Annotated in this window: 20 protein-coding genes; 6 read left to right on the top strand and 14 right to left on the bottom strand. The window is 66.0% G+C overall.

The annotated features are described in order from the left end of the window. Positions 1 to 5 precede the first annotated feature (5 nt). Entirely contained in the window at positions 6 to 446 is a 441-nt protein-coding gene (locus AB0M22_RS26475) for a nuclear transport factor 2 family protein (RefSeq protein ID WP_364732097.1), read from the bottom strand. Between the two features lie 55 nt (positions 447 to 501). Between AB0M22_RS26475 and AB0M22_RS26470 the strand changes: the two genes are divergently transcribed. Next, positions 502 to 1,029 (top strand): hypothetical protein, encoded by a 528-nt coding sequence (locus tag AB0M22_RS26470; RefSeq protein ID WP_364732094.1) that lies wholly within the window; start codon positions 502 to 504, stop codon positions 1,027 to 1,029. 15 nt (positions 1,030 to 1,044) lie between these two features. On the opposite strand, the gene AB0M22_RS26465 is transcribed toward AB0M22_RS26470, so the two are convergent. The 3 genes from AB0M22_RS26465 to AB0M22_RS26455 all read right to left on the bottom strand — a co-directional run bounded on the left by AB0M22_RS26465 (position 1,045) and on the right by AB0M22_RS26455 (position 3,465). After that, positions 1,045 to 1,701 (bottom strand): TetR/AcrR family transcriptional regulator C-terminal domain-containing protein, encoded by a 657-nt coding sequence (locus AB0M22_RS26465; RefSeq protein ID WP_364732091.1) that lies wholly within the window; start codon positions 1,699 to 1,701, stop codon positions 1,045 to 1,047. Positions 1,702 to 1,717: 16 nt separating this feature from the next. Next, complete coding sequence (locus AB0M22_RS26460) at positions 1,718 to 3,160, bottom strand: FAD-dependent monooxygenase (RefSeq protein ID WP_364732088.1); 1,443 nt, start codon at positions 3,158 to 3,160, stop codon at positions 1,718 to 1,720. A 77-nt stretch (positions 3,161 to 3,237) separates the two neighbouring features. After that, entirely contained in the window at positions 3,238 to 3,465 is a 228-nt protein-coding gene (locus AB0M22_RS26455; RefSeq protein ID WP_364732085.1) for a hypothetical protein, read from the bottom strand. Between the two features lie 221 nt (positions 3,466 to 3,686). On the opposite strand from AB0M22_RS26455, the gene AB0M22_RS26450 reads away from it, so the two are divergent. Next, positions 3,687 to 3,929, top strand: a complete 243-nt coding sequence (locus tag AB0M22_RS26450; RefSeq protein WP_364732083.1) for an NAD-binding protein — start codon at positions 3,687 to 3,689, stop codon at positions 3,927 to 3,929. On the opposite strand, the gene AB0M22_RS26445 is transcribed toward AB0M22_RS26450, so the two are convergent. Next, on the bottom strand, positions 3,913 to 4,287 hold the full coding sequence (locus AB0M22_RS26445; RefSeq protein ID WP_364732080.1) for a hypothetical protein: 375 nt from the start codon (positions 4,285 to 4,287) through the stop codon (positions 3,913 to 3,915). The two genes, AB0M22_RS26450 and AB0M22_RS26445, sit on opposite strands and share 17 nt — an antisense overlap. 96 nt (positions 4,288 to 4,383) lie before the next feature. Beyond that, entirely contained in the window at positions 4,384 to 5,313 is a 930-nt protein-coding gene (locus tag AB0M22_RS26440) for an alpha/beta fold hydrolase (RefSeq protein WP_364732077.1), read from the bottom strand. A gap of 508 nt (positions 5,314 to 5,821) precedes the next feature. On the opposite strand from AB0M22_RS26440, the gene AB0M22_RS26435 reads away from it, so the two are divergent. The 3 genes from AB0M22_RS26435 (at position 5,822) to AB0M22_RS26425 (ending at position 7,727) form a co-directional block, all read left to right on the top strand. Further along, positions 5,822 to 7,045 carry a matrixin family metalloprotease gene (locus AB0M22_RS26435; protein WP_364732074.1) on the top strand — a complete coding sequence of 408 codons (1,224 nt, stop codon included), beginning with the start codon at positions 5,822 to 5,824 and terminating at the stop codon, positions 7,043 to 7,045. A gap of 244 nt (positions 7,046 to 7,289) precedes the next feature. Then, positions 7,290 to 7,559: a hypothetical protein gene (locus AB0M22_RS26430; RefSeq protein WP_364732071.1), complete on the top strand. Its 270-nt coding sequence runs from the start codon at positions 7,290 to 7,292 to the stop codon at positions 7,557 to 7,559. 21 nt (positions 7,560 to 7,580) lie between these two features. Next, entirely contained in the window at positions 7,581 to 7,727 is a 147-nt protein-coding gene (locus tag AB0M22_RS26425) for a hypothetical protein (protein ID WP_364732069.1), read from the top strand. 11 nt (positions 7,728 to 7,738) lie between these two features. On the opposite strand, the gene AB0M22_RS26420 is transcribed toward AB0M22_RS26425, so the two are convergent. Continuing rightward, positions 7,739 to 8,413: a TetR/AcrR family transcriptional regulator gene (locus AB0M22_RS26420; protein WP_364732066.1), complete on the bottom strand. Its 675-nt coding sequence runs from the start codon at positions 8,411 to 8,413 to the stop codon at positions 7,739 to 7,741. Between the two features lie 157 nt (positions 8,414 to 8,570). On the opposite strand from AB0M22_RS26420, the gene AB0M22_RS26415 reads away from it, so the two are divergent. Then, positions 8,571 to 9,716, top strand: coding sequence for an acyl-CoA dehydrogenase family protein (locus AB0M22_RS26415; protein WP_364732064.1), 1,146 nt, complete (start codon positions 8,571 to 8,573; stop codon positions 9,714 to 9,716). Between the two features lie 38 nt (positions 9,717 to 9,754). Here AB0M22_RS26415 and AB0M22_RS26410 read toward each other — a convergent pair whose 3' ends face one another. The 7 genes from AB0M22_RS26410 to AB0M22_RS26380 all read right to left on the bottom strand — a co-directional run bounded on the left by AB0M22_RS26410 (position 9,755) and on the right by AB0M22_RS26380 (position 17,753). Then, a complete protein-coding gene (locus tag AB0M22_RS26410) occupies positions 9,755 to 10,165 on the bottom strand; it encodes a cupin domain-containing protein (protein WP_364732061.1) in 411 nt (136 codons plus the stop codon). Between the two features lie 41 nt (positions 10,166 to 10,206). Further along, entirely contained in the window at positions 10,207 to 11,037 is an 831-nt protein-coding gene (locus AB0M22_RS26405; protein WP_364732058.1) for a phosphoenolpyruvate hydrolase family protein, read from the bottom strand. Beyond that, on the bottom strand, positions 11,034 to 12,254 hold the full coding sequence (locus tag AB0M22_RS26400; RefSeq protein ID WP_364733978.1) for a Tm-1-like ATP-binding domain-containing protein: 1,221 nt from the start codon (positions 12,252 to 12,254) through the stop codon (positions 11,034 to 11,036). Before AB0M22_RS26400 ends, AB0M22_RS26405 begins: the two co-directional genes overlap by 4 nt. Positions 12,255 to 12,371: 117 nt before the next feature. Next, positions 12,372 to 13,604: a VWA-like domain-containing protein gene (locus AB0M22_RS26395; protein ID WP_364732055.1), complete on the bottom strand. Its 1,233-nt coding sequence runs from the start codon at positions 13,602 to 13,604 to the stop codon at positions 12,372 to 12,374. Then, complete coding sequence (locus AB0M22_RS26390; protein WP_364732052.1) at positions 13,601 to 14,842, bottom strand: MoxR family ATPase; 1,242 nt, start codon at positions 14,840 to 14,842, stop codon at positions 13,601 to 13,603. Before AB0M22_RS26390 ends, AB0M22_RS26395 begins: the two co-directional genes overlap by 4 nt. 52 nt (positions 14,843 to 14,894) lie before the next feature. Continuing rightward, on the bottom strand, positions 14,895 to 16,238 hold the full coding sequence (locus AB0M22_RS26385) for a hypothetical protein (protein WP_364732049.1): 1,344 nt from the start codon (positions 16,236 to 16,238) through the stop codon (positions 14,895 to 14,897). Between the two features lie 114 nt (positions 16,239 to 16,352). Continuing rightward, positions 16,353 to 17,753, bottom strand: a complete 1,401-nt coding sequence (locus tag AB0M22_RS26380) for a HAMP domain-containing sensor histidine kinase (RefSeq protein WP_364733975.1) — start codon at positions 17,751 to 17,753, stop codon at positions 16,353 to 16,355. Positions 17,754 to 18,062 lie beyond the last annotated feature (309 nt).

Here is an 18,062-nt window from a genome sequence, read left to right as displayed (position 1 = left end):
CTGCGCTATCGGTTCAGGTGGTGGGAGGTGTCGCCGAGCTGGTCCATAGTGATCCGCCGCCGGGCGAACCGCCACTGGCCCTCGATCCGAGCAAAACTGTCTTCGTAGCTGGCGCAGGCGATCACCTGCAACGGAAAGTCATCGGTCGATTGCGACACCATGATCGCGGAGGTGGCTTGCGCCCAATCAGCCCCGATGGGCGTACAAGCGAAGTTGGCGACGAGATGCCGGGTCTTCGGGGTTCCGGTGTCCGGATAGACCCGAACCGCTCGCCGGTACATAGCCGCCACGGCCGCGGAATTCGACCGAATCGGCTGATCGGCGCCCGGCATGGTCAGCTCTGCGTCGGCAAAAAGCTCCCCCACCTGATCGAAGTCGCCCGCGTCGACGGCAGCGGCATAACGCAACACCAAAGCATTGATCGCTCGATAATCGTCGAAATCCAACGAAAACTCCTCCGTCGCTTGCCCTCGCAGCCTGGGTCCCACAATGCTGTCGGACATGAGTGTCCGGTACCGCCTGCTGCCACCGACGTCGCTCGGCGAATTCTCCATCGTCATGCGCGGCGAAGCGGAGTTCGGCATCCGGTACTTCGTGCACGGCGAAGATACACCGACACCGTCGGGCATCGAGGTCGATGTCGACCTCGCCTTCCGGAAGTTCGACAAGATCCGGCCGGACTATCTACAGACGACCTGGGGCATTCCGCTGTTCTCCGCGGACTTCATCGACAGCGCACCGGCGCAGTTGCGCGGCGACATCGAAACCATCCCGGCGGAGCTGCATTTGAACGGCGGGCGCAGCACCTACTTCGCCGCGAAGACGACCAAATACCTGAGCTTGGTAGATGTCGACGCGTCGAAGTTCTCGTTTATCCGCGGCATCAGGATCCTCACGAAACCTTCGTTCGATCCGTCGGTCGGTGGTTTCTGTGTAGCTCGCGACAAGGAGTTCACGCGGGTGTTCGTCGCCTCGGAATCCCTGGTCACGGCGATCAGGGATCTCCGCGTCGGGTACCTGCCCTACTAGCCAGCCGCCCAGTATTTAGCCGCCGGACTCTCGTGCGGTGGCGATGCGAGCGGGCAGGGTGGAAAGGATGAGGTCGAGGCCGAAATCGAAACGTTCGTCGAAGGCGTTGTCGCCCGCGAATTCACCGGCCTGCGCGAGTGCGGGATAGGTGCCCGAGGCGACGAGGGCGGCCATCGCGTCGAGGTCGGCCAGCGGGTAGCCCTGCTCTTCCTGAACGATCCCGAGCACGAAATACACGATGGTCCAACAAGTCCAGGACGCCTGCTTCGGCGCGAGCCCGCCGTCGAGCAGGGCCTGCACGATCGCGTCGGCGACCCGCAGGGTGGCCGGCTCCGAGGCGTAGGTGCCCGCGACGACGGCCGCGCCGTCTCGATGCGCCAGCAGTGACTGCCGGTAGCGGTGGGTGAGCAGGCGGACCCGCTGGTCCCAGTCCTGCGGCAGGTCCGTGGTGACGGTGGCGCCCACGATGGCGTCGGCCATCAACGCCTGTAACCGCGCCCTGGTCTTGGCGTGCCAGAGCACGGTATTCATCCGGACACCGAGGCGGTCGGCGATCGCCCGGATCGATACCGCGTCGTGGCCCTTCTCGTTCAGGATCACCAGGGCCGCCTCGACCACCGACGACTGGGCCAGGCCCGCGCGAGCGGTGCGTACCGGTTGCTTGTTGGTCACTGACCCAGTCTAAGGCTCAGGCCGGAAGTGGTTCGAAACCTGCCGCGTCGAGCGCGGCGGCGAGATCGGCGGTGTCCTCGCCTACCCAGGCCAAGTGGCCGTCGGGACGGACCAGAGCCGCCGCGACGCCCGCCCACGGTTGCCGATCGAGTTCCGGAAGCGCCCTTACGACAAACGGATTCGTTGTCAGCGTGCCGGTGAAGTCGAGAACGAGATGGCCGCCACCGCGTAACGCGGCGAATACCGACGAGCCGTCGGCGAGCGCGAAATCCGGTGCGCGCGTGCCGGTCAGCGGATGCGCTCCCGGCTCGGCCGGATAGGCGACGGCGAGACCGGACATCTGTTCGGCCAGTGGGCGCGCGAATCCCGGTTGGGTGGCGACGAATTCGGAGAGCAACGCGCGCAATTGCCGGTTCTCGGGTGTGAAGGTGCTCATCAGCGCGGTCTGCGCTTGGGTGCTGCGCAGGAGCGTCGCGCCGACCGGGTGACGTTCGCTGTGATAGCTGTCCAACAGCCCTTCGGGTGCGCGTCCGCGCACCGTGGCGGCCAGCTTCCAGCCCAGGTTCATCGTATCCTGGATGCCGACGTTCATCCCGACGCCGCCCGCGGGCATGTGCTGATGAGCGGCGTCGCCCGCGAGCAGCACGCGCCCCGCGCGGTATTGCTCAGCCTGCCGCGACGCATTACCGAAGTGGGACAACCAGACCGGGTCATACATGCCCCAGTCGGTTCCGGTGATCGCGATGGTGCGACGGCGGACATCGTCGAAGGTCAGTTCGCCCGGATGGTCGGTGCGCACGTCTTCCGGGTTCATACCCACCAGCCGGTACAACCCACCGGGCAACGGCACGCTCATGATCTGCCCCGCCTCGGTCCACCTCGCCGACACCGAAACCTCTGGCGGCGCTGCCAGTTTCACGTCGGCCAGCCAGCCGAAGACGCTGGCGGCTGTGCCCGGATAGGCGATTCCAGCTGCCTCGCGGACCGTGCTGCGCACACCGTCGCAGCCCACGACCCAGTCGGCGGTGAGATCGGGCAGCTCTTCGAGATGCACCACCACCCCGTCCGCCTGTTGGGTCAGGCCCGAAACCCGTTGCCCCCTACGAATATCTGCACCCGCTGCACGGGCGCGGTCCTCCAACAGTTCCTCGGTGCGGGCCTGCGGCACCGCAAGCGTGAACCGGTAGGGCGTATCGAGCAGCCCGAAATCCATCCGATTGTCCAGTGAACCGAAGTGCCCGCTGGGAATTCGGGTGCCCTCCAGCAGAAACGGGTCGAGCAGTCCGCGCGAGGCAAGCAGTTCGATGGTCCGCGGATGAATGGTGAGCGCCTTCGAATTCGGATCCCGCTCCGTGCGTGCCTCCAGCACCACCACGGACACGTCCGCGAGGCGCAACTCCGCCGCCAGCCACAGCCCGGCCGGTCCGGCACCGACGATGGCGACCTCGTATTCAGCCACAACTACCTCCTTGTTGTTCACTGACCAACAGTGACCAACAAGCGGCAAGGTGTACGTCAGCTCACCGACGAGCCGGTTCACCCAGCCTTCGGCCGATCACCCACTTCGGGAAAGTTGTTGCGAAGCCGATCCAAACAGCGGCGGACCTCGCGCAGATCACGTTCGAGCCGCCGGCCTTCGGTGGTCGAGCGCGGGGTGCCACGTAGGGTCGCGGTCGCCCGGATCGCCGAACTCAGAGTTTCGGCCTCGGCGCTGAGTAGTTCGTAGAACACCCGCGCCTGCGCCAGATCGGATTCGTCGTGCACGGGACACCTACCTCGACACGGTCAACCCGTGCATCGTTCGCCTTTTGTACACACAATTGTCACCCATGATTCATGGGTTCGGAACGAATGGAGGCCGGAACCCGCAGCGGGCGTTGCTTATCGCTTCAGTGCTGCTCGAGGAAGCTCACGAGCCGAGCAGGCCGGTCAGACCGCAGCCGTACTGGCGTGGCGTATTTGGGCCGTCATCCGGCTACGGTGCCATGATCGCCGAACAACGCTACGAACCGGCCGGATTCCGGCTGCCGCTCGGTCTCAAAGATGTCGATCTCGCCCTGGCCACCGGGGCGGCGGCCAACGTGCCCCTCCCCTTCGGCAGCATCCTGCGCGACGCATTCCTCGACGCCCTTGCACATGGCGATGGCGACAAGGACTGGGCAGCGGTCGCTTCCGTCGCACGGCGGCGGGCGGACTACGGACGTAGCCGACTTACCAAGCGCCGATGAAGAATTCGAGCACGGCCAAGGCAGTCGCGGCGAGCAGCGCGATACTTGCCGAGACGGCCAGCGTGACGTACCGAACGCGACGGGAGCCCAGCCGGGAGGACCGAGCTGTGACGAAACCGCCTATACCGCCGAGCATCGCAAGCACCAGCGCACCACCGAGAATCAGATAGAACACGCTGCCCAACGCGGCATCGCCTGCCCCGTCGAACCCACGGGCGTAGTCCTCCGCCATCGGCACCGGGAACCGGTAGACCACCGCGACCAGGGCGGCGGCCACCGGCGCCAGCACGACCGCGGCGACCGCTCCCAAGCCGGCCGTTTTCAGGACGAACGCATTCGCGGTGGAGGTGTCGGACATAGTCCGAGCATATGGACCCTCACCCGTCCTTGGTCACCGAGAAACTACGCGTGTCGGTGAGTAGATCTACCGACCTGGTGCTGTCTTGCGGACTACTCACGGGGCGTACAGCGGAACGATGGTGCACGGCGCTACCACCGGATGCTCCGGGTCGAGTGCATTCCCCACCAACGCCACCGCGGTCGGCGAGTACGGCTGCGCGAAGTGCTGCGAGAAATCCGTCGGGCACACCTGATTGATCCACTCGGTCCGCGCATTGGGCACGGCCTGGGTATTCGCCATACCGCCCAGCGTGCTCAGATTCATCTCATCGGCGATATCGGTGATCTGCGTGTACTGAATATGCGGCTGAATAACGCTGACCTGCTTGAAAACCCACGGATCGGCGATCGCGAGCAGCCCCGGCCAGAGGACACCGTTGCGCACGATCGCGTCGTAGAGTTCACGCGGGAGGATATCGCCGATCGGTCCGGTGATGTCGAAGGGCCCGAGGACCTGCCATGGCGAAGACAGCAATACCATCTTGCCCACCTTGTCGATTCCCCCGAGCGCGTTGATGTAGTAGCGCCCCACCAGCCCGCCTTGCGAATGACCGACCAGATCAACCTTTTCCGCGCCGGTCGCGGCCAGCACCTGGTCCACCACGCCCACGATCGTCTTGGCCGAGAGCGCGATCGGATCGAGTCCGGTCAGGCCGGGCGGGAGGTTGTACATGTCGCGGCCATAGTTGAAGGTGAACACGCAGTAGCCCTGGTTGTGCAGGTACGGCGCGAGCGCGGTCCAGTTGACGGTGTCGGAGAGGAACGTCGAGGTAATCAGGACAACAGGATCGGGGTGCTCGGGCGCGGGTTTGCAGTTGTAGTCGTTCGCACCTGAGACAGGGCCGTTCCAGTTGGTCACGGCCGTGCGCAGCATTTCGACTTGGCCGTAGGGCACGGGCAGCGGGTCAGCCCGTGCGGGCGCGACCGCTAGACCGGCCAATCCGCAAGCTGCCAGCAGCGTTACCAGTTTGGCGGTGATCGTCATGCGCGAAACTCCTTTGTTTGGCACGTCGATAGGCGCGGAGGAGTCGAGCGACGACCATCCGTCTGAGACAGGAAGTGAACGTTCCCTAGGCTAGGACCGTGGCGCGCACAGTGTCAATAGCCCTGACATTGCCGGCCCGCTTCGAGTAGGCCTCGATCGAGGCCCGCCGACGTTCCAGCGTTGGCCGTGATCCCGCCGTACCCGATCGCCATACGGCGCAGGCGCTTTCGGACGCAGACGGTAATCCGCAAGTCCTGCAATGATTTCTCGAACTAATAGATCTACAAGGATCTGCTTAACAGCGCGAAAAGTGTGTATGTAGGCCACTTTTCAACAGTTAAGACCGTACTTACATCAGGTGCTCATTCGACGATTCAGCAGTACAGTCGCCGGTGCCGATCAGCGAGTGGCGGAGCTCGCTTTTCATACACACGGAGGTCTCCACGCTATGCCGACTGTTGCCAGACGTCGCAACTATCACGGGAAACATCGAGCCGCGAAGTCGCCGATGAATGGCACACCAAAATTGTTCGCCGCGCTGGTTGCCGGCACCCTACTCACTCCCGTCGGGCTCGGCCTGACGACCACCGCCACCGCCTCGGCCGCGGCCCCGAGTTTCGGCTTCCGGGCGAAGGTTCAGGGCTACGACTCGGACGGCCGGGCGATCATTCACTACAACAATAAAATCAAAGATGCCGGCATCGAAAACGCGGTCAAGCACCTGAACTCGACACCGGGCCTGAACTTCGTGCTGAAACCCGGCACGGGCAACGGCGCGATCAACATCAGCAACGAGCGTTTCGAAGGCGGCGTGGCCGGCCTCGGCGGATGGGACAACGGCGGGCCGTTCGTCAAACTCGATCCCAAGAATCAGAACTTCGATCGGGACGACAGAACCGAGATCGCCGCGCACGAACTCCTGCACTCGATCGGCCTCGATCACAATGACAGCGGATGCAGCATCATGGCCAGCTCGGTCAATCGGTGCAACAGCGGCCCGACTCCGTTGAGCAAGAATGAAATCGGTCAGCTCAACAGCATGTATCAGCGTGGAAAAGCGGACCCGAATAAGCCGACGAACACAAAACCCGACAGCACCACGAAGCCGGGTGGCCCGAAGGATCCGGGTAGCCGACCGAACTCCCAACAGCCTCGACCGGGTCAGGACGGCGGCGACGATTCGCAAAGCGGGCCAGGACAAGACAGCGGCGACGACGGGGACAGCCAGCCGGGGCAGGACTCCGGAGACGACTGGCAGAGCGGGCCGGGAGATGATCCCGGCGATAGTTCGCCGAGCGATCCCGGTGACGAATTCGATTGGCTCGGCGGCGACTCGTCCGACGACGACGGCATGTTCAGCGACGACGGCGGCAACCCCTTCGGCGACGGAGACAACGGCGACGGCTTCGACTGGCTCGGCGACAACGACTCCGGCGACCCCTTCGGCGGCGACGTCAGCGACCCGTCCAGCAGTGGCGACGGCTTCGACTGGCTAGGCGACAGCGGCAGCGACCCCTTCGGCGACACCAACCAATTCAGCACTGACAGCGGCGACCTGTTCGGCGACGGAAACCAATTCGGCGGCGACATCGGCGACATGTTCAACACCGGCGATATGTTCAGCACCGGCGGCAACGACGATTTCGACTGGTTCGGCAAGTCCGCCGGCAACCAATTCAACGGCAGCGACATGTTCAGCGACCTAGCCGGCGTCGGCGGCGGCCTGTTCTGACACCACCCCGACGAGAAGACGCCGAACTCCCCTGCACCGCGGGGGAGTTCGCCCGCTCAAACCCCTCCGTTCTGGCACACCGTGCAACATTGCATGCCTTGCACCTTTGCAGCCCAAGCCATTTCGAGGCCGTGCCGACGACACGCTGGGTAAGTCAGCCGCATTGAGAATGCGGTCCCAGAACTACTCAAACTCCCTGCACAGCAGCGACTTATAGACACCGCCCCACCCATACACTGTCCCGGTGACAGTGGCAGTGTGGGTCAAAGTGTTCGACGGCATCGTCCTCTCCACCGACTCGGCGACAACCCTCGCGCACCCGCTGGGTGAGCAGGTCTACAACAACGCCGACAAGATATTCAACCTCCATAGAGCCCTACCCGTCGCGGCAATGACCTGGGGTCTGGGCCATGTCGGACCGGCAAGCATCTCGACATTGGCTACTGAAGTTCCATGGCACAACACTGCATCCAACACCGACCCTCGAGCTGGACACCAACTACTTCACCGCTGAGCTCAACCAAGGAGAGCCCTCATGACCATCCACCTCAAGCGAGGCAGCGGTGAGCAGCAGGCCGGCTCGACGGAGTCCCGCGGATCGGTCTTTCAGTCCGGCGGGCAGACCAAGCAGATGCCGGCACGGCCGAAAGTCACTCCCAGTCAGCCGAAGACCAGCAAGTAGAACATCCCCGATCAACCGTTGTCGGGGAGGGTTGCGTGGGCGTCTAGTTGGATGCCGAGGCTGCGGAGTCGGTGGTCGAGGAGTAGCCAGGCTTCGGTGGTGAGCTGGTCTACCAGCTCGGGTTGGCTCATTTCGCGGTGGACCAGCCACCAGCGGACCGAGGCGTCGATGAGGCCGAGCAGGGCGACGACGAGGCGGTCGGCGGCCAGTGGATCGGCGCCGAACTCGGGGATGTATCTTGTTGCGGCGGCAGAGATCTCGGACGCGAAGGCGCTGCCGCCGATTCTGGGTTCGTCGTTGCCGCGGCGGTAGTTTCGTCCGAGCAGGAAGATGTACAGGTTCGGATGTTCGCTGGCCCATCCGACGTGTTCGGCGATCGGGGCTCGGATGATGGCGCGTGGTGAACCCTCGATCTCGAGCGCGGCCCGGATCTGCCGGGTGAGGTCGTCGTGCGCCCGGCGGGCCACGGCCAGGTCGAGCTCTTCCTTGCTGGCGAAATGCCGGTAGACGTGGCTGCGCGCCAACCCGGCCCGATCCGCGATCTGACCGGTCAACGCCTCGGGCCCGTGCTCCTCGATGGCCGCGATGGCCGCGTCGACGATGGTTCGGCGACGCTCGTCCCGGCCCGGGGCGCGACTGGTCGAGCGCCGCGCGGCGGCGGTATCGGTCCAGCGTCGTTGCTCCACGGGGTCTCACGCTATCGGACGTTCAGCCAGGCCATACCGAATCGTGTCTTGTCCGCGCGGCCGAGTTGGTACACACTGTTCCCGCCGGGTACATGCTGTACCCGCGAACCCTGGTTACATATATTTGCCAGTGGTGCGCCGAACCAAAGGAGCTTCGATGGCCGCCTACCGGTCGAGTTGGATGAACGACGATCTGGACGCGCTGCGTGACCTGGCCCGCGCCTTCTTCCAGAAGGAGGTCACCCCGAACATCGACAAGTTCATCGACCAGCATCACGTCGACCGGGACCTGTGGAACAAGGCGGGCGAGCTCGGGCTGCTGTGCCTGTCGATCCCGGAGGAGTACGGCGGCGGCGGTGGCACGTTCGCGCACGAGGCCGTGCTGATCGAGGAGCAGGCCAGGGCGCTGGACACGGCGTGGGGCGCGAGCCTGCACAACGGCATCGTCGCGCACTACCTGCTCGCCTACGGCACCGAGGAGCAGAAGCAGCAGTGGCTGCCGAAGATGGCCAGCGGCGAGGTGGTCGGCGCGATCGCGATGACCGAGCCCGGCACCGGCTCCGACCTGCAGAACATCAAGGCCAAGGCGGTCCGCGACGGCAACGAGTACGTGGTCAACGGATCCAAGACGTTCATCACCAACGGCGCGCAGGCCGACCTGATCATCGTCGTGGTCAAGACCGACACCACGCAGGGCGCCGCCGGCGTCAGCCTCGTGCTGGTCGAGGCGGACCGGGCCGGCTTCCGGCGCGGCCGGGTGCTGGACAAGATCGGGCAGAAGGGCCAGGACACCTCCGAGCTGTTCTTCGAGGACGTCCGCGTCCCGGTGGCCAATCTGCTCGGCACCGAGGAGGGTCAGGGCTTCGTCCAGCTGATGCAGCAGCTGCCGCAGGAGCGCCTGATCATCGCGGTCGGCGCGGTGGCGGGCATGGAAACCGCGCTCGAGCACACGCTTCGCTACACCAAGGAGCGAGAGGCGTTCGGCCGCACGATCTTCCAGTTCCAGAACACCAAGTTCAAGCTCGCCGAGGTCGCCACCGAGGCCAAGATCGCCCGCGTCTTCACCGACGACTGCATCGCCAAACACATTGTCGGCGAACTGGATATCGCCACGGTCGCGATGGCCAAGTGGTGGACCACCGACCGAGCGATGTCGGTGGCCAGCGAATGCCTGCAACTGCACGGCGGATACGGCTACATGACCGAGTACCCGATCTCGCGCCTGTGGGTGGACAACCGGGTGCAGATGATCTACGCGGGCACCAACGAGATCATGAAGGAAATCATCGCCCGCACCCTCTGACGGATGCCGGCCTGCGCGGCAGACTTACCCGCGCAGGCCTAGCCTTCTTGTTTCCAGGTCGGGAACTCCCCCGGCGCCAGTTCGGCGAAATCCGGCAGCCCGCGCAAGGCAGCCTCGGCACCGCCGGGTGTGTACGTCGCCACCAGGCGCAGCGGCCGCCAGCCCGTGTTGTAGGTGGAGTGCAGTGTGCCGCGCGGAATCCACACCGCGTCACCGGCCTTGATCGCGAATTCGCCACTGTCACCGACAGTTTGCCGCCCCTCGCCGTCCACCACGTAGAGGATCTCGTCGGATTCGGGATGCTCGTGCCGGTCATGTCCCTTGTTCGGGTTGATCACCACCTCACCGAGCGTCGATGACGCACCGTCGACGGTGTCGGGCGAGACGTGCCATTTGATCGATCCCCAGTCGAAAACCATTGTCGCAACGGCATTCGGATCGCGGTACATAGGACTCTCCTTCGAAAGATGAAGCTGCGCGGGATCTTCCCTCAGGACTGGTTGGGCGGTACGTCCTTGAACGCCCGAAGCTGGTCGGAGATGGCGCGTTCGGTGGGCAGCCGCTCCATCGATGAGGCACCGAAGAACCCCGCGACGCCGTGGGTGTGTTCGAGCACGTAGCGCACGTCGGCGGGTTCGGCGATCGGTCCGCCGTGACACAGCACGATGATGCCGGGATCCACCGCCGCGGCGGCATCCCGCATCTCCTGCACCCGTTGCACCGCCTGGTCGAGGGTGATCGCCGTGGTCGCGCCGATGCTCCCCTTCGTCGTCAGCCCCATGTGCGGCACGATGATGTCGGCCCCCGCCTGCGCCATCGCGGTCGCTTGCTCGGTGTCGAACACGTAGGGCGCGGTGAGCAATTCACGCTCGGAAGCCAGCTGAATCATCTCGATTTCGAGATCGAAACCCATCCCGGTCTCTTCGAGATTCGCGCGGAACACACCGTCGATCAGTCCGACGGTGGGAAAGTTCTGCACTCCGGCGAACCCGATCGCGCGGATCTCGTCGAGAAACCGCGGCATCTGCCGGAACGGATCGGTGCCGCAGACGCCGGCGAGCACCGGGGTCTGCTTGACCACAGGCAGCACCTCGGCGGCCATCTCCACGACGATCGCGTTGGCATCGCCGTAGGGCATCAGGCCGGCGAGCGAGCCACGTCCGGCCATCCGGAACCGGCCCGAGTTGTAGATGATGATGAGGTCGGCCCCGCCCGCCTCGGCGGACTTGGCCGACAGTCCGGTGCCCGCACCGGCGCCGATGATGGGGCGACCGGCCTCGAGCTGGCTACGAAATCCGGCGAGAGCCTGTACACGATTCACGGTGCGCTCCTGATGAGTCGGTGCAAATGCTCGGCGGCCGCCGTCGCGAACGCCGGGCTGTTGATGTCCTGGTCGTTGTCGATCACCTCGACGTGGGTTCCGGCCACCGCGGCGAGAATCGAGTCGATGCATGCCGCGTCCGCCTCGCGGTCCCAGAACGGTCCGCCGTCCACGTCCACGGCGGACAGGCCGCCGCGGGGAACGAACAGCGCGGTGGGTCCCGTTGCCGCGGCGAGCTTCTGGCCGAGCACCTCGCCAATTCTGGCTGCCTCCTTGGCATTCGTCCGCATCAACGTGACTGTCTCGTTGTGCACGAGCAACTGTCGTTCGCCGAACCGCTCCGGCACGGTATCGCGCGGCCCGAAGTTCACCATGTCCAACGCGCCGAGGCTGACGACCTGCGGGATGCCCGCCTTCGCGGCCGCGGTTAGTCGATCGGGTCCGGCGGACAACACCCCACCGACGATTTCGTCGGCGAGTTCGGTGGTGGTGAGGTCGAGGACACCCGCGAAATGCCCGTCGGCGACCAGGTTTTCCATGGTGCGGCCGCCGGAACCGGTCGCATGGAATACCAGAACCTCGTACCCCAGTTCCGTCAATCGGCTGCGGGCCGTGTCCACAGCGGGGGTGGTCACGCCGAACATCGTGGCGGCGACGAGCGGTTTGTCCTGGGCCGCATCGGGATTCGACCGTCTGCGCTCATAGCTACCGGCCATTCCCGCTATCGCGGCGGCGGCGTTACCCAGAACCTGACGGGAGATCGAATTGATCCCCGCCACATCGACGACGCTGTACATCAGCGTCACGTCCGTCGTCCCGACGTACGGCGACACGTCCCCACCCGCCATGGTCGAGACCAGCAGCTTCGGCAGGCCGACCGGCAACGCCTGCATGACTTTCGCGGCAACCGAGGAACCCCCGCTCCCACCGAGCGCGAGCAGTCCGCTGAGCCGGCCCCGCGTGTGCAGGTGCAGGGCGACAGCTCGCGCACCGATCGCCATCGCATCGAGGGCCGCGGCACGATCATGCCGCTGTCTCAGCTCTGCGAGATCTGCGCCGGCCGCAGCGGCGACAGTCGACGCATCCACATCGGCAGCGAGTGACGCGGTGCCCAGCACACCAACATCGACGAGAACGACGTCCGTGCCACTCGCGACGATCAAGTCACGGACGTACACGTACTCCTCTCCCTTGGTGTCGAGGGTGCCCAACAACATGACGGCCACGCGACGTCCTCCTAACGATCCAGTTCCGACGTCCCTCCTAATCTGTCCCAATTCGCCCGGCCTCGAGGGCCGATTGCGGGATAAGCGTTGGCCGACAAGGTGTTCCCGCTACCCGATCTCGACCACCCGTGCCCAATCCGGCGGCGCATCCGGAACGTAGTCGGGATTGTCCTCATCCCACGAGTCCGCGACCGACCGGCGGAAGAGACCGACCACCGTCCGGCACGCCGGCTTTCTGGACGGCCAGGGTGTCTGACCGTCGGTCAGCACCACGAGCACATCGGGCCCGGGCCGGTTCCGCAAGGCCTTCGCGAACCCGGCGCGCAGATCCGTACCCCCGCCGCCCATCAGCGGTATCCCCTCGGCTCGGCACAGCGGGTGCACAACCCCGGCCGCCGCGTCGCACGACAGCACGCTGACCAGGTCACGCCGCCCGCCGACGGCACGGCTGATCGCCGCCACTTCGAGCAACGCGGAGCCAAGTTCGGTATCACTGACCGACCCCGAGGTATCGATCAGCACGGTGACCCGTGGCGGTGTCCGCCGCAGGCTCGGCAGCACGACGCCGGGCACCCCCGCCGAGCGACGGGCCGGACGCCCATAGGTGTAGTCCTCGCCGACACCAGGGCTGGAGACCGCGGACCGCAAGGCCGCGCCCAGCAGATCGCGCCACGGCTGCGGTGGATGAAAAGTCTCCTTCGCCCAGCGCTTCCAGCCTTGCGACGCGTTCCCCGGACGCCCGATGATGCCCTGCGCCACCAGGAATCGGACCGCCTCCCGCTCCTGCGCGCTGAGGCCGTCGGCGCCGTCCGGGCCCAGTTCCCACTCGCGGTCCAATCCGTCTGCGCCACTGCCACAATCGAGCCAGGCCATGGCGTCCGTCAGCGGACCGAGCCGGAACTGGCGTAGGTAGTCCTCCATGAGTTCGCCCGCGTCCAGCCCCAATGTCGAAGGCAGGACGGCACTCTCAGGCCGGACCAGTCCGTGGCCGAACGCGTCGTCGTTGATCTCGCAGTCCGCGGCGATGTTCATTCGCAGGCGTTCCGCCGGGCCGGTCAGTTCGTGCTGCTTGGCGTATCGGTCACTGCGACCGTGATGGTCGCGCAGCAGGTGCGACACCTCGTGCACCCATACCGCGGCCAGATCCTCCACCGGCATTCGATCCACGAACGCCGGCGAGACATAGCACCGCCAGTACCGGTCGACACCCATCGTCGGTACGCTGCGCGACTCGACAACGGCCAAGGCGAACAGTGCCGTCGCCAGATACGGCCGGGCGCGGGCGGCCTGCAATCGAGCGGCGAAGAGTTTGTCGCGGTCCAGCGTTCTCGGCGTGGTCATCGACCTGCCTTCGCGGCGACGCGGGTAGCTGCCTGATCCGCTTCGCGGGACACCGATACCACCCCGGCGAGTTCCTCGATGGCCGCCGGGACATTCCAGTCGCCCTGCCGCAAAGTCGCGAGAGTCGTTGCGGGAACGACGATCAGATCCGGCGCGCCGGATTCGAGGGCTTTGACGAGGAGCGCCCATGCCGCGTCCCAGCGCGACCGCTCCGGACGTTTCCGGACTGCCGCCACAACTCCGTCGAGCACCGCTTGGCGCAGATCGCCGCGTTCGGGCAGGACGGCACCGGCCGGATCGGCGAGCAGGTCCTCCGGGTCCGGCAGATCCATCCGGTCCAGGCTGGCCAGCAGTTCGAAGCCCGGCCCGTCACCCACCGTGCCCCGGACCAGCAGGGAAAGCACATCGCGGGAAGAGCCTGCCGCGGTGGCGAAAGCGACGAGCCACAACGTCATCTCCCAGCTTCGAGGCGACGGCCACGGGCCACCCCGGCGCGATTCGCTGGTGGGGATCTGATGCACGAGAACGGGCCGAGCGGCCAGCAGGAAGCACACCGCGCGGCGCGCGAAAGCCACTGCCTCGGTGAGCTTTTCCGGTGCGAGGCGAGGCAGCGTCGCATGCGGCCAGGTGCCGCCGAGTCCGCGAACGACGACGTCGTGCTCGTGCGTCCATTGGAGGTGAACGAACCGGTTGGCCAGCGGCGGACTCAGTTCCCAGCCGTCGGCCGCCGAGGATCGCGGGTTGGCCGCCGCGACGATCCGGACATCGGGAGGCAGTTGCAGGGTGCCGATTCGGCGTTCGAGGACCAGGCGAAGCAGAGCGGCCTGGACCGCGGGCGGCGCGGTGGACAGTTCGTCCAGGAACAGCAGTCCGCGGCCGGCCCGGACGAGTTGCACGGCCCAGTCCGGCGGCGCCATCGGGACGCCCTGCACCGCCGGATCGTCGCCGATGATGGGCAGGCCCGAAAAGTCCGACGGCTCATGGACACTCGCGATCACGGTGGTCAACGGGAGGTCCAGGTCGGCGGCGAGTTGGGTGAGGGCGGCGGTCTTTCCGATGCCCGGCTCACCCCACAGGAGAACCGGTAGGTCGGCGGCGACGGCCAGCGCGAGGGCCTCCAGTTGGTTGTTGGGGCGTGGTTCGGTGGTTACCTCGCGCAGCATGGTCAGCAGTTCGCCTGCGACATCGAGTTGGGCGGGCGCAATGGGGTCAGCGGATGTGCGGACAGCAGTAAGCATGTGTGATCACCTTGGGGTCGACGGAGTTCGAGTGCGACGACGAGTCGTCGGGTCAGTGCGCGTTGCGCGGGTGTGTGCGGTAGTGATCGGGACGGACCCGGCCCGGCGGGGGCACGCGGTACGCCCTGGCAACCGAAAGACCGGCCTTGAACAGCCCGTACCTGATGCGGCGGTGCACGGCGGCCTCGAGTTCGTCGAGCAACGCTCCGTGGCGCAGGGACGCGTCGGAGCCGAGCAACCCGGTCACGACGGCCAGCGCGCCCGCGGTATCGCCGTGGTCCAGGCGTTCCCGGACGCCGGTGAGACCATCCGGGTGACGGTGTGCCGCATCGATCGCCTGTAAGCAGGGCAGCGGCGTACCGGTCAGCTGGACCAGCAGTTCCTCTCGCCGCAGTTCGGCACGGTCGTGGTCGAGCGCGGCCAAAACCCCGTCTACGAGGCCGATTCGGTGTTGTTCGCCTCGGCACTCGACGATGCGTGGCCGGCCTGGTGGATCCTGGATCCGGGGCGCATCGCCCGGCACGTGCTCAGGGACCAGAGCCGACGCGACCAGCGGATGCAATTGGTCGGCCGACAGCGCACCGGAACGGAGCAGTTCCAGATCAGGTAGCACCCAGGTCGCCGCATCCGGCAGGACCGGCAGCGCGGAGATACGACCGGCCGGGTACTCCGATGCGATCCGCAGTTCGGGGCCGTCACGGTCCAGTACCAAACGCTGCCTGGCCCCGAACCGCACGACGAACGGAATGGACGGCAATCCCGCAGCGCGGCAAAGGATCTCGCCTTCGTCCGCCCATCGGTCGACGGCACAGATCGCCGGCACCGTCGCAAGTAACCCGGGATCCGGTATCGGTCGAAGATCCGCGGCACCGGCCCGTTGTCGCAGTTCGTCCGCCCGGCGCGCATCCCAAAGATGGCGATGCAGATCCAGGCGAAAGCGCCGGTCGGGACGCGGGTGTGGATGCAGGCCGGTTGTCGATCCGTCCCACAGCGCGAGGCTGATCCGTTGACCGGCATCCGCCCAGGCCGGCGCGGTACGCACCACCAGTTGCATCGGATGTGGGTCAGCGCGCTCGTATCGCACCAGCGCGCTGGTCAGCCCTGGCCGCAGCAATCCGTCCGGCGCGACCCGCGGCATATGCCAACGCAGCAGGTCAGGAGCCAGATAGCGAAGATCGGCGCGGATTCGGGCGGCCAGTTCGGACCCGTGTTTACGCGCCACGGATCGCAAATCGAAATCCACATCGAAACCTGCTGCGGCGCAGGCGCCCGCCCAGTCCCCCACGCGGCGGCGGGCGGTGGCGGTCCGGATCATGTCGGGCGGCACGGCGAATTCGCGCACGCGCGGCCAGAAGGAAAAGCGGGAGTGATCTCCATTCGTGTCATCAGTGAGCATCAGCACTCACCTTGCACGAATGGGACCCCCAATCTTTGAACAGAATGAGTAGTCATCACGTTGATCATATAGGCACTCCCGGATCGCGGCCAACCGAGGCGGGCCGGCCGTGCGTCAGGTCGGCTGACAGGCGTTCTCGGGCAACACATTCGTGCCCGGGAGCATGACGCGCATGAGCGCGCCACCGCGATCGGAGGTCTCGACCGTGATCGTTCCGCCGTGTCGTGCCACGACTTGCTTCACGATCGCCAGTCCGAGGCCCGATCCGGGCATGGACCGGGCGGCAGTGCTCCGATAGAAGCGCTCGAAGACCAGCTCGCGCTCGTCGGGTGGGATTCCGGGACCGGCGTCGTGTACCGCGAGTTCCATCAGGCCGGTGCCGGTTTCGTGCATCGACACGGCTACCTCCGCGCCTTCAGGACTCCACTTGGCGGCGTTGTCGAGCACGTTCAGTATCGCCCGCTCCATGTCCGCCTCATGACCGTAGAGGAACCACGGGCGCAAGTCCGCGACGAACGTGATGCCCGTGCGACGCCGGCGGGCGCGTTCCAGCGCCCGCTCGGCGACCTCGCTGATATCGACCTGCTCGTAGGCTTCCGCGGCGACGTCCTCCCGCGCCAGATCCACCAAATCGCTGACCAGCGTGGCCATTTCCTCGATCTGTGCCAGGACGTCGGTCCGCAGCTCGACCATGTCCTCCTCCGGAATCGCGGGCGCGTCGGGACGATACGAGGCGATCAGCAGTTCCATATTGGTACGCAACGAAGTCAACGGTGTGCGCAGTTCGTGCCCGGCGTCGGCGACCAGACGGCGTTGCCGCGCACGCGATTCCGCCAACGCCAGCAGCATGGTGTTGAAACTCTCGGTCAGCCTGCCGAGTTCGTCGTCGCCGGTGACCGGGATCGGTTTCAGCTCGCCGGTGCGCGCGATCCGCTCGGTCGCCGAGGTCAATCGCGCGACCGGCCGCAATCCGGTCCGGCCGACCGCGGCTCCGGCGGCAGCCGCCAAAACCACACCGCTGCCACCGATTACGAACATCAGCAACGCCAGCCGATCGAGGATCCCCTGGGTCGGTCGCAACGACTGCCAGATCACCAGCGTCGTCCCGGTTTTCATGCGCTGGGCGAGAACCCGCCGATTATCGCTGGTACGCAACGAGAACTCGGCCGCACCCCGCGCCACCGCCGACTCCACCTCACCGATCGGCACCCGCACCTCCCGCGGCAACGCGACCCACTCATCGGTGCCCGGATATTGCAGCGCGATCGACACATCACTCGAGTACAAACTCCCCAGCGTGAGCACGAACCGAAAATCCAGCGCATCCAGATCGCTGTCGATCATCCCCGTGGCCCGCGCCTGCAACTGCTTGTCCACATCGGCATACAGCGCCCGAGACACCATCGCATACGCGGCGATCGCCGCCAACGCGACCGCAACCGCCACCACCGACGCCGCCAGCAACGTGACCCGCCACCGCAACGTCACCGAGCTCGACCCCGCCAACTGCCGCATCTCCCGCGCACCCAACTGCGGCGACACCCCCGCAACCACCGCCCGCCGCGAACCCGCCGACCCGACGGCCCCATTCCCCCCACGAACCACCTGAATGCGCATGCCTACAAATCTGACCGCACCGACTGAGAGGCGACTGAGAGCGCTACCCCGCGCGAGTCCCGTCCGGTACAGCACGCTCAGGCTGAGCCAACGCAGGCAGCAGACCATCGGCGGGACTGTGGATTTAACGGTGTTTCTGGCCTGATTCGCTGAACGAAGTTCAGCGGGGAAGGTGCCGTGATGGCGACACTGGATGGCGTGGCATCG

This window comes from Nocardia sp. NPDC051756 (assembly GCF_040681495.1).
Taxonomy (GTDB): domain Bacteria; phylum Actinomycetota; class Actinomycetes; order Mycobacteriales; family Mycobacteriaceae; genus Nocardia.
The sequence above is the reverse complement of the archived record's forward strand: the minus strand, read 5'-3'. Positions and strand labels throughout refer to the sequence as shown.